The sequence below is a fragment of the Afipia sp. DC4300-2b1 genome, assembly GCF_049895725.1.
Classification (GTDB): domain Bacteria; phylum Pseudomonadota; class Alphaproteobacteria; order Rhizobiales; family Xanthobacteraceae; genus Afipia; species Afipia broomeae.
On sequence record NZ_JAFCSX010000008.1, the window covers coordinates 49,340 to 61,712 of the forward strand.

At 60.2% G+C, this 12,373-nt stretch carries 17 protein-coding genes; 12 read left to right on the plus strand and 5 right to left on the minus strand.

Going from position 1 to position 12,373, the window contains the following annotated elements:
* Positions 1–23 precede the first annotated feature (23 nt).
* Positions 24–1,085 (plus strand): COX15/CtaA family protein, encoded by a 1,062-nt coding sequence (locus tag ACP7AL_RS25010; protein ID WP_425995295.1) that lies wholly within the window; start codon positions 24–26, stop codon positions 1,083–1,085.
* A 168-nt stretch (positions 1,086–1,253) separates the two neighbouring features.
* Complete coding sequence (locus tag ACP7AL_RS25015) at positions 1,254–2,072, plus strand: FTR1 family iron permease (protein WP_425995297.1); 819 nt, start codon at positions 1,254–1,256, stop codon at positions 2,070–2,072.
* A 91-nt stretch (positions 2,073–2,163) separates the two neighbouring features.
* Here the strand turns inward: ACP7AL_RS25015 and ACP7AL_RS25020 are convergent, their stop codons facing one another.
* The 3 genes from ACP7AL_RS25020 to ACP7AL_RS25030 form a co-directional block, all read right to left on the minus strand.
* On the minus strand, positions 2,164–3,444 hold the full coding sequence (locus tag ACP7AL_RS25020; protein WP_425995299.1) for an O-acetylhomoserine aminocarboxypropyltransferase: 1,281 nt from the start codon (positions 3,442–3,444) through the stop codon (positions 2,164–2,166).
* Between the two features lie 158 nt (positions 3,445–3,602).
* Complete coding sequence (locus ACP7AL_RS25025) at positions 3,603–4,187, minus strand: CoA-binding protein (protein WP_041712072.1); 585 nt, start codon at positions 4,185–4,187, stop codon at positions 3,603–3,605.
* 111 nt (positions 4,188–4,298) lie between these two features.
* On the minus strand, positions 4,299–5,123 hold the full coding sequence (locus ACP7AL_RS25030; protein ID WP_425995300.1) for an enoyl-CoA hydratase: 825 nt from the start codon (positions 5,121–5,123) through the stop codon (positions 4,299–4,301).
* 112 nt (positions 5,124–5,235) lie between these two features.
* Here ACP7AL_RS25030 and ACP7AL_RS25035 point away from each other — a divergent pair, with 112 nt between their 5' ends.
* The 6 genes from ACP7AL_RS25035 to ACP7AL_RS25060 all read left to right on the plus strand — a co-directional run bounded on the left by ACP7AL_RS25035 (position 5,236) and on the right by ACP7AL_RS25060 (position 8,927).
* Positions 5,236–5,664 carry a PaaI family thioesterase gene (locus ACP7AL_RS25035; protein ID WP_006020799.1) on the plus strand — a complete coding sequence of 143 codons (429 nt, stop codon included), beginning with the start codon at positions 5,236–5,238 and terminating at the stop codon, positions 5,662–5,664.
* A gap of 152 nt (positions 5,665–5,816) precedes the next feature.
* Positions 5,817–6,281 (plus strand): 50S ribosomal protein L13, encoded by a 465-nt coding sequence (gene rplM, locus ACP7AL_RS25040; protein ID WP_006020798.1) that lies wholly within the window; start codon positions 5,817–5,819, stop codon positions 6,279–6,281.
* Positions 6,281–6,757, plus strand: a complete 477-nt coding sequence (gene rpsI, locus ACP7AL_RS25045) for a 30S ribosomal protein S9 (protein WP_006020797.1) — start codon at positions 6,281–6,283, stop codon at positions 6,755–6,757. Before rplM ends, rpsI begins: the two co-directional genes overlap by 1 nt.
* 217 nt (positions 6,758–6,974) lie before the next feature.
* The gene (locus tag ACP7AL_RS25050; protein WP_425995303.1) at positions 6,975–8,234 is read left to right on the plus strand and encodes a diguanylate cyclase; all 1,260 of its coding nucleotides are present in this window, start codon (positions 6,975–6,977) and stop codon (positions 8,232–8,234) included.
* A 51-nt stretch (positions 8,235–8,285) separates the two neighbouring features.
* Entirely contained in the window at positions 8,286–8,519 is a 234-nt protein-coding gene (locus ACP7AL_RS25055) for a hypothetical protein (protein WP_425995305.1), read from the plus strand.
* 111 nt (positions 8,520–8,630) lie between these two features.
* A complete protein-coding gene (locus tag ACP7AL_RS25060) occupies positions 8,631–8,927 on the plus strand; it encodes an antibiotic biosynthesis monooxygenase family protein (protein WP_425995307.1) in 297 nt (98 codons plus the stop codon).
* A 106-nt stretch (positions 8,928–9,033) separates the two neighbouring features.
* Here ACP7AL_RS25060 and ACP7AL_RS25065 read toward each other — a convergent pair whose 3' ends face one another.
* Positions 9,034–10,185, minus strand: a complete 1,152-nt coding sequence (locus ACP7AL_RS25065) for an AI-2E family transporter (RefSeq protein ID WP_425995309.1) — start codon at positions 10,183–10,185, stop codon at positions 9,034–9,036.
* 661 nt (positions 10,186–10,846) lie between these two features.
* On the opposite strand from ACP7AL_RS25065, the gene ACP7AL_RS25070 reads away from it, so the two are divergent.
* From ACP7AL_RS25070 to ACP7AL_RS25085, 4 genes are read left to right on the plus strand one after another with little or no spacing between them, the layout of a single operon-like run.
* The gene (locus tag ACP7AL_RS25070; RefSeq protein WP_425995311.1) at positions 10,847–11,170 is read left to right on the plus strand and encodes an ArsR/SmtB family transcription factor; all 324 of its coding nucleotides are present in this window, start codon (positions 10,847–10,849) and stop codon (positions 11,168–11,170) included.
* A complete protein-coding gene (locus tag ACP7AL_RS25075; protein ID WP_425995313.1) occupies positions 11,167–11,598 on the plus strand; it encodes an SRPBCC family protein in 432 nt (143 codons plus the stop codon). Before ACP7AL_RS25070 ends, ACP7AL_RS25075 begins: the two co-directional genes overlap by 4 nt.
* 43 nt (positions 11,599–11,641) lie before the next feature.
* Positions 11,642–11,854, plus strand: coding sequence for a hypothetical protein (locus ACP7AL_RS25080; RefSeq protein WP_425995315.1), 213 nt, complete (start codon positions 11,642–11,644; stop codon positions 11,852–11,854).
* Entirely contained in the window at positions 11,847–12,044 is a 198-nt protein-coding gene (locus ACP7AL_RS25085; protein ID WP_425995317.1) for a hypothetical protein, read from the plus strand. Before ACP7AL_RS25080 ends, ACP7AL_RS25085 begins: the two co-directional genes overlap by 8 nt.
* Before the next feature lie 12 nt (positions 12,045–12,056).
* Here ACP7AL_RS25085 and ACP7AL_RS25090 read toward each other — a convergent pair whose 3' ends face one another.
* Positions 12,057–12,224, minus strand: a complete 168-nt coding sequence (locus tag ACP7AL_RS25090; protein ID WP_425995319.1) for a hypothetical protein — start codon at positions 12,222–12,224, stop codon at positions 12,057–12,059.
* Between the last annotated feature and the right edge of the window lie 149 nt (positions 12,225–12,373).

The following is a 12,373-nucleotide window of genomic DNA, read 5'->3' on the forward strand; positions in this document are numbered from 1 at the left end:
TTCGACAGGCAGGGACCGCTGGTATGCGCGGCGTCCGCGCGTGGCTCATTATTGTGGCCGCCCTTGTTGTCTGCACGCTGATGGTCGGCGGCGCGACGCGGTTGACAGAATCCGGCCTCTCCATTGTCGAGTGGAAGCCGGTCACCGGCACCATTCCGCCGCTGACGGACGCCGAATGGAGCCGGCAGTTCGAAGCCTACAAGACCATTCCGCAGTATCGCGAAATGAATCGCGGTATGAGCCTGTCCGAATTCAAGACCATCTTCTGGTGGGAATGGGGACATCGTCTGCTGGGACGGCTGATCGGCGCGGTATTTCTGCTGCCGTTCCTCTGGTTCCTGTGGCGCGGTTTTCTGTCACCCGGGCTTCAGCGCAGACTGTGGATCATCTTCGTGCTTGGCGGCCTGCAGGGCGCGGTCGGATGGTGGATGGTGAGTTCGGGCCTCACCGAACGGGTTTCCGTTTCGCAGTACAGGCTCGCCATTCACTTCATGCTGGCGCTTTTCATTTTCTCGGCAGTCGTCTGGCTGCTGCGGCGTCATATTCAAGGCGGCGTACCATCGGTTGCCCCGCTGCGCGTGAAGATCGTGGGCAGAATCCTGCTGGTGCTGGTGTTTCTCCAACTCTATTTCGGTGCGCTGGTCGCGGGCCTTCGGGCCGGCCGGGTGTTCAACACCTGGCCGCTGATCGATGGCGCATTCATCCCGTCATCCGCGCGGCTGTTTTTCGAACAGCCCTGGTGGCGAAATTTCTTCGACAACACGCTGACCGTTCAGTTCAGCCATCGCATGATCGCTTATACGCTTGTGGTCGTTGCCATCGCTCATGCGATCGACGCGGTCCGCTCCCGGACAAGTCCCGCTATCGTGTCCGGCGCACTCTGGATCGTGGCGGCGATGCTTGTTCAGGTGGCCATCGGCATCCTGACGCTGCTTAACCAGGTGCCGATCGATCTCGGTTTGGCTCATCAGGCTGTCGCGATCGTCATTCTCACGATGACGCTGTTTCACGTCGAGCGGCTGGGCCGAGCGCTGCCCGACCGAACGCCCGCCAAACTTCGTCTCGTGGTCGGCGAGGGTGGTTGAAATCGAACTATTCTAAAGTGGCGGAAATTCCGGAAGGCGCTGAGTCTCAGGGATTTCTTCAATTTCGGACCCGGGTCACGATTTGGTGCGGCCCATACCCGCTTTAACTTCGATTTGCACCGCGATAGAACGAAATCCTCAAAACGCGGATTTTGTTACAAGGCCTCCATGTCCAACGCATTCGTCCAGGCAGCCGTCATTCTGTTGCGTGAGGGCCTCGAGGCCATGCTCGTGATCGCAGCGCTTGCGGGTTATCTCCGCAAGGTCGGCGGCGGCCACCGCGTCACAGCGCTCTATGGCGGCGCGCTCGCCGCAGTCGGTTGCAGCATCATCGCGGCATGGCTGTTCGCGGTCCTCAATTCCGGTCAGCATAACGATGTTTTCGAAGCAATCGTGATTCTCTTTGCCGCCGCGCTGATGCTCTACGTCAGCGGCTGGCTGATGGTGAAGCAGGACCCGCGCGGCTGGCAGGATTATCTTGCCCACAAAGCGGATAGTGCGCTTGCGCAGGAGACGGCTTGGGCAGTTGGCGCGCTTGCATTTTTCGCGGTGTTCCGTGAAGGCGCCGAAACCGTGCTTTTCATCAATGCGCTCGCCGTCACTGAAGGCGGCTGGAGCCTCGGACTTTTCGCCGGTCTCGCCGCCGCGACGGCCGGTCTCGTCGTGTTGTTCTACTTCATCAATCTGATTGCGCGGAAAATCCCGCTGCGCCCGCTGTTCATCATTACGTCGGCATTCCTGTTCGCGATGGGCATCAAGTTTATCGGCGAAGCGATTCAGGAATTCCAGGAGCAGAGCCTGTTGCCCGTCACCGAATTGAAGAGCTTTGGCTGGCTCCAGTCACTCGGGCTGAATGCAACGCTTGAAGCTCTATCGGCTCAGCTTCTCGTCATTCTGTTCGCTCTTGCGACATTTTCAATCGTCCAGCGCAACGCACGCCTGAGCCGTGAGGACAAGGCCAAAGCGTCTGGAGCCGTGAAGACCTGAATTTCTGAAAGCACTTTTGCTCTCTGCATATTGAAAAACGCGGCGCCATGCCCGGCGCCGCGTTCTTGCATTTCAGAAGCCGCCTTAAGATTTAGGCCTTCAGCGCCTGATCGAGATCGGCAATCAGGTCTTCCTTGTCCTCGAGGCCGACCGAAAGCCGCACCACATCGACGCCTGCGCCGGCCTGCGCCTTTTGTGCATCGCTGAGCTGGCTGTGGGTGGTCGAAGCCGGGTGGATGATCAGCGATCGCGTATCGCCGACATTGGCCAGGTGAGAGAACAGTTTGACGTTCGACACCAGATTGATGCCTGCGTCATAGCCGCCCTTGAGACCGAAGGTGAACACCGCGCCTGCGCCTTTCGGCGAATATTTCCGGGCGAGGTTATGATAGCGGTCGCCGGGAAGGCCCGCATAGTTCACCCATGCCACCGCGGGATGCGGCGACAGCCATTCCGCGACAGCCTTGGCGTTATCGCAATGCCGCTGGACGCGCAGGCTCAGCGTTTCGATGCCGGTCAGAAGCAGGAACGCATTGAACGGAGACAATGCAGGGCCGAGATCGCGCAAGCCGATCACGCGCGCGGCGATTGCGAACGCGAAGTTACCGAAAGTCTCCTGCAGCTTGATGCCGTGATATTCCGGGCGCGGCTCGCTCAATACAGGGTAGCGGCCATCGCGCGACCAGTCGAACGTGCCGGCGTCCACGATGATGCCGCCAATGGAATTGCCATGGCCACCAAGGAACTTCGTCGCCGAATGCAGGACGATGTCCGCGCCGTGATCGATCGGCTTGATGAGGTAGGGCGACGCGAGTGTGTTGTCGACGATCAGCGGCACGCCGGCCTTGCGTGCGATGGCGGCGATGGCTTCGATGTCAGTCACCGTGCCGCCGGGGTTGGCAATCGACTCGATGAAGATCGCCTTGGTCTTCGGCGTCAGCGCCTTCTCGAAGGTCGAGACATCGTCGGTGTCCGCCCAGACGACGTTCCAGCCGAAGGCCTTGAATGAATGATTGAATTGATTGATCGAGCCGCCGTAGAGGCGCCGCGCTGCGATGAATTCATCGCCGGGCTGCAACAGCGCGTGAAACGTCACCAGTTGTGCCGCATGTCCCGACGCAACAGCCAGCGCAGCCGTGCCGCCTTCCAGCGCGGCAACGCGCTCTTCGAGCACGGCATTCGTCGGATTGCCGATGCGGGTGTAGATGTTGCCGAACGCCTGCAAGCCGAACAGCGAGGCGGCGTGGTCGGCGTCGTTAAACACGAACGATGTGGTCTGATAGATCGGCGTCGCGCGTGCGCCCGTGGTGGGGTCCGGTTGCGCGCCTGCGTGAATGGAGAGCGTGGAGAAGCCCGGCAATCTTTCTGTCATAGGGTGTCCTTCTAAGCGCCGCGAACGGGCATGGAGAAGATTATGCTGCGGGTGGATGCGCTCGGCGTCAAGCCGGTCGCCACGACTGGCCTTAACTGGTAATGAACCCGACGATTTCTGCCGCCGCACTGAAAGGATCGTTCTGCTGCGCACCGGATTTAGGGCAGGTCGTTCTTGTCCTTTGCGGCGCGGTCGGCGGCCGCGGTTGCGCCGCCGCTCACACTGCTGCGATTCAATGACAGCCGCATGTTGCTGGTTGGAATCGGGGCGCGCTTCGAGCTGATGGTGCGCGAGTTCACGCCCACCCACTGGATTTCCGACGTTAGCCGGGCGTATTCGATCTTCGGACAGCGGTTCATCACGACCTTGACGCCCGCCGCTTCAGCTCTCCTGGCGGCTGCGTCGTTGCGAACGCCGAGTTGCATCCAGATCACTTTCGGCAAGACCGGCAGCGCCAGCGCATCATCGACCACCGCCGCGGCGGCATCAGAATTGCGGAAGATATCGACCATATCGACGGGACGATCGATATCCTTCAGCGACGCGACGAAGGGCTTGCCGACGAGCGTCTTGCCGACCTGACCCGGATTGATCGGGATCATGTCATAGCCGCGCTCGACGAGATATTTGAAGGCGAAATAGCTCGGCCGCACATTGACCGGTGAGGCGCCGACCATGGCAATCGATTTCACGCCAGTGAGAATGGCGCGGATATAATTATCGTCGTAAGCGTCGTGGTTCACTTTAACTTCCATCTGTTTTCGTCATTGCGAGGGGCGGAGCGACGAAGCAATCCATCTCTCGATCGCAAAGATAGATCGCGTCGCTTCGCTCGCAATGACGAGCAATATGGATCAGCGGTCTTCCCAATTGGGGTCGCGCTTTTCGATGAAGGCGCCGATGCCTTCCTGCGCGTCGCGCGCCATCATGTTTTCGGCCATTACCTGCGCCGCATATGTATACGCGTCCGCGAGGTTCATCTCGGCTTGCCGGTAAAACGCTTCCTTGCCCACTTTCAGGGTATAGGCGGATTTCACAGCGATCCTGTTCGCGAGATCGATTGCGGCATCGCGTTCCGTTCCAGCCGGGACCACGCTGTTCACCAGCCCAAGCTCATACGCACGCTGTGCGGAGACGTGCTCGCCGGTGAGCAGCATGTGCATGGCGTGTTTGCGCGGCACATTGCGGGACAGGGCGACCATCGGGGTCGAACAGAACAGGCCGATATCGATTCCGGGCGTGCCAAACGTGGCCTGCTCGGACGCGACCGCCAGATCGCAGGTGGCCACCAGTTGGCAACCCGCCGCTGTCGCAACGCCCTGTACAGCCGCTACGACAGGCTTGGGCAGACGAATGATGGCCTGCATCATGTCGCTGCATGATTTCATCATATGCGAAAAGTAGGCCTTGCCCTTGTCCGCGTCGCTGCGGCGGGCGGTGAGTTCCTTGAGATCGTGACCGGACGAATACGCAGGACCCTGCGCGGCAATGACGACCGCGCGGACGCTTTTGTCGTCGCGGATGGAATCGATCGCTTCGTGGAGAGCGGCGATCATCCCTTCCGACAACGCGTTGCGTGTTTTGGGTGAATCGAGCGTGAGCACGGCGATGCTGCCGATCTGTTCGCGCAGAAGCGGCGAGGGGGCCTGCAATGGAGCACGTGATGTTTGCGCGGTCATAGTCTTTAGGCTCAGATTCCGGGTTCGCTTTTAGGTTCCGTCAGGCTCGCTATCGTGCTCACCCTAAGATACAAAACCGTCACATACGAGAGCAGGGCAGGACATACGTTCCATGAGCAAGGCGAAAATGACGGTGGCAGAACTCGAGGCGTTTCTCCACAGGGAGTTTCCGCAGGCCTTCGCCAGCGGCGAAATCCTGATCGAGAGCGCCGACGGTGCAACGAGCCTGCTGCGGCAGCCCTACAGCGAGCGGATGCTGCGCCCCGGCGGCACGGTCTCCGGTCCGACGCTGATGGCGCTGGCTGACTTTGCAATGTACGTGGTGCTGCTGTCCGCCATCGGTCCCGTTGGCCTCGCCGTTACGACCAGCCTCAACATCAATTTCTTGCGGAAAGGTCAGCCCGGCCAGGATGTGCTCGCTGCCGCGAAGCTGATGAAGCTCGGAAAGCGCCTCGCCGTCGGAGAAGTGAGCCTGTTGTCAGGGACTTCGCCAGATCCGATCGCTCATGTCACCTCGACCTACTCCATTCCGAATATTTAATGATTTTAGGGGTAATATAGCACCATATTTTTAGTTCATTGTTTTTACTGAGCTATTTCTGATCAAATGGCATTGACGGTTGAGGGCGGGTTATCTAGAACCGCGTCCAGTCCGGCGATTGCGCCGGACGTTCCATTTCACGGACAACTCACATGAAGACGTTTTCGGCAAAGCCAGCCGAGGTCAACAAGAAGTGGGTGCTGATCGACGCCAAGGGTCTGGTCGTCGGTCGCCTCGCGACCTTGGTTGCCATGCGCCTGCGCGGCAAGCACCTCCCGACTTACACCCCCCACGTCGATTGCGGTGACAACGTCATCATCATCAACGCGGCTCACGTCGTCCTCACCGGGCGCAAGCGTGACAACAAGGTTTACTACAACCACACCGGTTTCATCGGCGGCATCAAAGAACGTACCGCGAAGTCGATCCTCGAAGGTCGCTTCCCGGAGCGCGTCGTCGAGAAGGCCATTGAGCGCATGATCCCGCGCGGTCCGCTCGGCCGTGTGCAGCTCGGCAACCTCCGCGTTTACGCCGGCGCAGAACATCCCCACGAAGCACAGCAGCCTGAGGTCGTGGATATCGCATCGATGAATCGCAAGAACATGAGGGCCGCATAATGTCCGACACCATGCAGTCCCTCGATCAGCTCTCGGCGCTGAAGACCGCAGCGCCCGAAGCTCCGAAGTACGAGAAGAAGGTCGACAAGCAGGGCCGCGCTTATGCGACCGGCAAGCGCAAGGACGCCGTTGCGCGCGTCTGGATCAAGCCAGGCAACGGCAAGATCGTCGTCAACACCCGTGAGGTCGAGGTTTACTTTGCTCGTCCGGTGCTGCGCATGATGATCCAGCAGCCGATCGTCGCCGCTGCCCGTCAGGGCCAGTACGATGTAGTCTGCACCGTCGCCGGTGGTGGTCTGTCGGGCCAGGCTGGCGCTGTGCGTCACGGCATTTCGAAGGCTCTCACTCACTTCGAGCCGGATCTGCGCACCGTCCTCAAGAAGGGCGGCTTCCTGACCCGCGACTCGCGTGTCGTTGAACGTAAGAAGTACGGCAAGGCGAAGGCCCGCCGGTCCTTCCAGTTCTCGAAGCGCTAATCTTTTCGTTCAAATTTTCCGCAATCCCCGGAATCTACAAGATTCAAAAGGCGCCTTCGGGCGCCTTTTTCTGTTCCAGATGCCGCCGAATTGCAGCGATTTTTCCCGAAAATTTTGTGACCGCCGCAAACGGAGTGCCAAGACACGGTTGCTAGCCTCAACGATGGCTGAGGGGCTATTCCAGCTCCATCTGTTGTTAAAAAGCGCTGCATAGAACATGCCGGCTGGCACACATTTGTCTTTGGACATTTCGACGCTGTATCTCGTCGCGACGCTGGCGGCTGCATTGCTCGGCGCGATGCTGCTGTTCTTCTGGCGTCAGGAAAAGATCGCGGCCCTTGGCTGGTGGGGCGCGGCCTATATCCTCGGTGCGGCATCGGTCGCGCTGTGGACGGTGGGCGGCTCCGAACTTGGCTGGGAGCTGTCGATCGCCGTTAACGCCGTGGGCTTCATTGCCTGTGGCCTCGTCTGGGATGCGGCCCGAGCCTTTCATGGCCGCCCGGCTAACTGGATCGGCGTGATCGCGGGGCCTGCGCTCTGGGTCGCGGCAGTCGTGGTGCTCGATCCCATCGATCCCGAAACCCGGATGCTGCTCGGCGCCGGCGTTGTTGCAATCTATGCCGCGCTGACCGCCGGCGAGTTGTGGCGCGAGCGGCGCAAGAGCCTGCGCGCGCGCTGGCCCGCGATCTTCGTCCCGCTGCTGCACGGCGTTGTCCTGATGCTGCCGATTCTTCTTGGCGACCTGTACCGGTCCGCCGACACAAAGATCATGGCGCAGGTCTGGGTCGCGGCCTTTGCTGCCGAGCTTGTGATCTACGCGGTCGGTACGGTGTTCATCATCGTCATGCTGGTGTCGGAGCGGACGGTCAGCGCACACAAGACCGCAGCCTCCATCGATCCGCTGACAGGTCTCCTGAACCGGCGCGGCTTTGGTGAGGCAACATCGCGCATGATCGAGCGGGAAGCCAAGGCAGGCCGCCCTGTGACCGTGATGATTTTCGACATCGACCATTTCAAGTCGGTCAACGATCGCTTCGGCCATGCCGCGGGCGACGAAGTCCTCAAGGTCTTTTCCAATATCGTCGTTGCTTCGCTTCGCATGAGCGATCTCGTCGGCCGTGTCGGTGGCGAGGAGTTCGCCGCGCTCCTGCCGTGTTCGATCGATGAAGCGCTGCTCGCCGCGGAGCGCGTGCGCGAAGCGTTTGAGGCGTCCGGTGTGGCTATCGATGACGCGCCGCTGGAAACCACGGTCAGCATCGGTGTCGCAGGTGGCCCGGCCAATACCGAGCTTGAAGTGTTGATGGCCTCCGCCGACACCGCGCTCTATCAGGCCAAGCGCACCGGGCGTAATCGCGTCGAGGCCGCGGTGGAGCAGCCGCTGTCGCTCGAGAACGCTCGCCGCAATCAGATCCGCAGCGGCGCGCCGCAGCCGGACAAACCGGAGATGATCAGCGCGCCGGCGGAAGCTCACGCCTGACGAAACCGCGATGCTAACCGTCTGTTTACCATGCGCGCCGTACCATGCGGCATGACCATTGTACGCAGCCACGATTCACAAGCCGACATCAACGCACTCGAAGCGGCCGTTGCCTCCGCGCGGGCCGGCTTTGCCTGCATGTTTTCGACATCCGATGAATATGAGAATGCCCTGATCACCGCGCGCCGGGCCGAGGGGCGCTATCGATCGGTGTTCGACTGGCAGCCGGTGATTCTGGGAGGCTGCGCGCTGGCGCTGCTGGGAGCGCTCGTGACCTTCATGTGAGGCTGTTAGCCCAGCAGTATGGTTTCAACAGGGCGCTCACGGCGCCCTTTGTCTTTTCCGGTTGGCCGTTTTGCGCTATTGCCCCCTTACAACCAGAAAGGGCGGACAACCATGATTACCGAAATCGCACAGATCGAAGTCAAGCCGGGCAGCGAGAAGGACTTCGAGGCGGCGGTCGCCAAGGCGGAATCGATCTTCAAACGCTGCAAAGGCTGGAAGAGCTTCGAACTGCACCGGTCGATTGAAAAGCCGTCGCGCTACCGGCTGCATATCAAGTGGGAAACCCTCGAAAACCACACGGTCGACTTCCGCGAGTCTTCAAACTTTCAGGATTGGCGCGCGCTGGTCGGCCCGCATTTCGCGTCGCCGCCGGAAGTCGAGCACACCAACACGGTGGCGAGCTTCTGATAATTTCGGATCGTCATTGCGAGCGAAGCGAAGCAATCCATACTTGAGCGACAAGAACTGGATTGCTTCGTCGCTTACGCTCCTCGCAATGACGAAGATAGCATTATTAGGCCATCTTGAATTCCGGTTCGCGCACCTCGTCGTCTTCGCGCAAATAGGTGATAATCACCTTCACGATCGCCATCAGCGGCAGCGCCAGCGCCAGTCCCCATAGCCCGAACACGACGCCGAGCAGGATCTGGAACGCGAACAGCGTCGCCGGCGGGATGTCGAGCGCCTGGCGCTGGATGATCGGCGTCAGGATGTAGCTTTCCAGCGCGTGCACGCCGAGAAACAGTATGAAGGCGCTGAACGCCGCGACCCATCCCGAGGCAAGGCTCGCCAGCACGATGATCAGCCCGCCGATCAGTGCGCCGACCGTCGGGATGAACGCCAGCAGTCCGGCCTGAATGCCGAGGATGAAGGAGCTGTCGATCCCGATGATCGTCAGGCCAATCCATGTCACCAGGAACACGGCGGCCATGGTGATCATCTGCGCAATCAGCCAGCGCTCCAGCGTGTCGCTGATGCGGTCGACCACGGTGGTGACGCTGTGGCGATGCTTCTTTGGCGCCAGCGCCAGCAGGCCTTTGCGGTACACGCCCGGCTGTGCCGCGAATGACAATCCCAAAAAAAGCACAATGAAGAAGTTGCCCACGGCGCTGACGGTGCCGAGCAGCAGCTTGAGGGTCTGGCTGACGATGGCGCCGCCGCCGGAGGCGAGGGCGCCGGCGCTGGGCAGGCCTTTCGGCAGGCCGGGCGAGGGGGCCGGAGCTGTTGCCGCTGGCGTGTCGGTGGTGCTCGCCGGCGTTGCTGTGACGCTGCCGAGTTCGAGATAGCTGGTGTCGACGCCGTGCTGTTCGAGGAACGTCTTCACGGTGACGAGCTGCGACTTGAGGGTGTTGCTCAGGACGGTAGCCTGCCGTGCGATGGTCGCGCCGCCGAGAAAGACGACACCGGACAGGAAGCCCGCCAGCACGACACAGACCAGCGCCAGGCGCAGCGCATGGGGCCCACCCATGACCTTCTGCAGGAGATGCGTCATGGCGGTCAGGGCGACGCCGAGCAGGATGCCCGCGAACACCAGAAACAGCGTGGCCGCATAATACCAGGCGAACAGCAGGAAGGCCGTGAAGGCGACGACGCCGATACCCCCCACTGCGATCGACCACGCAAGGTCACTGCGGGTCTGCACTCGGGGCTCGATTGGGGCTGACACGTGCTTTCCTCATCCGTTATTGCGGGTTCAGTCTTTCCTGAAAGGCCGGGCCGGATCAAGAGAAGATGGCGTGACAGCCAAGCGCCATCGTTCCCGCGCATCGCGCGAGATGAGCTTTTCGTTCCCCCTCACAGCGCACGAGGCCTGCCTCGTTCGCGCCCTCAATTTGAGGGGCATGGAGCGCCGCAAGGCGCACCTTGTCTTTGTTTCGCTTCCGGCATCGCGTGCGAGGCGATGATCTTCCGAAAGCGCATCGCCTCACGGCGCTCCATTCGCGGCGATTTGTGAGCCGGGGACCGTACTTCCGGGTGAGGACGGGGGAGAAACTCAACCCCTGATCCGGCAGGCTTTCGCCTGCCTTCATCCAGCACCGCGTCCAGCCGGCGAACGGCAGAGCCACATAGTTGGCCCGGACGGTCAACCCCGGCCTTCCGGACGCAACGGGTGCGAACCGTGCGCGCAGACGCCGCATCCTGCTCCGCTTCAAAAGCGCCCTCGAGAAGCGCCCCTCACGAACAGGACAATAGGAATATAATCTTAGAACGGAAAATGTCAAGCAGAGCGCGATTACTCCTCCGATTTGCGTTTGCATGTTCCCGCTTGACGAACGCATAACTCGATGGTTATGAATTAATCCATAGCCATCAAGTTATGGATTTAAATGTCAAACGCTCACGATATGCTCTTCAGTACGCTCGCCGATCCAACCCGGCGGGCGATTTTTGAGCGATTGTGCCGTGAAGGGGAGCAAACGGTCGGAGCCCTGACGGCACGGTCGGGGGTCTCGCAACCCGCCGTCTCAAAGCATCTCGGAGTGCTGAAGAAGGCCAGGCTGGTGCGCGACCGCCATGAAGGGCGGCAGACCCATTATAGCGCGCAACTCAAGGCGCTTGCTCCGCTGATCGACTGGACCAGCCAGATGACCGGCTTCTGGGAGAAGCGTTTCGACGATCTCGAAAATCTGCTCAAGAGGATGGATCAATGAGCAACACCGCGGCCGAAGCGCGTTCTGTCGTTGTCGAACGCGAGTTCTCTCATCCACCGGAAAAGCTTTGGCGCGCCCTCACGCAACCACACCTGATCGAGGAGTGGCTGATGAAGAACGACTTCAAGCCTGTCGTCGGCCACAGCTTTAATCTCAAGGGAGAGTGGGGCGGCGTGCTCGACTGTGAAGTTCTCGCCATCGAGTCGAACAGAACGCTGACCTACACCTGGAATTTTGCGCACGACGATGCGGCCTTCAACCTTCAGAGCGTGGTGACCTTTACACTCACGCCCACGGGGACGGGCACCCATCTGCGCATGGAGCAGTCGGGCTTCCGGCCGGATCAGAAACAGGCCTTCGGCGGCGCTAGGCACGGCTGGGAGCAGTTCTTCGGAAACCTGGAGCAGGTGCTGGCGCGGGCGGATTGAGTACTCCCGCGGAGCGCTCATCAGATCGGCAAAGGAGATTTCAATGAATAACGCCATCCGACAAATCCATCGCTGGCTGTCGATCATCTTCACCTTGACCGTCATCGCTAACTTTGTTGCGATGGCGCTCGGCGAACCGCCGGCGTGGATCGTCTATTCGCCGCTGCTGCCGCTGTTCCTGCTGTTGTTCACTGGCCTTTACATGTTCGCGCTGCCATATGTCGCCGGTGCGCGGCGCGCAGGCAAACATGTTTAAGATGCGTGGCGGTTCAATCAACGGCGTGATGTGGCGCGCGATCGATTTCGTCGAAGGCGACAAGGTCGATGCGGCTGCGCTGAAGAAACTGGTGCGGACGGCGATTGAGTTCAATCGTGCGAAGAAGAAAGCGCCGGTGAAGAAGAAGGTCTCAGCGATAAAGGCAAGCAAAGATGCACAAGGCAAGTGATAGGAATCGAAGCTACATTTTCTTGGGCGGAAGATAGCCGCTGGCAAATATCTTGCCCTCAGGCGCATGAATTACAAACTGGATTGGCTGATCTGGCACCGCAGGATTCAATCTGCCATCGGTATCGGCCCTAAAGAACTTAAATCGAGTATTTTCTGCGTAAAAAGTCTTATCAGTCATATAAGAATCAATTCGATTAGCCCAAGGATACCGGGGATGTCCCGGTCAATGTTGAAATTGGAGGGCAGGCGTTGCTCACCTTGAGCCTGTAGGCTCGGGGTGTCGAATCCGCAAAGGAGAGCAACGCCATGAAGAAATCTACCACATCT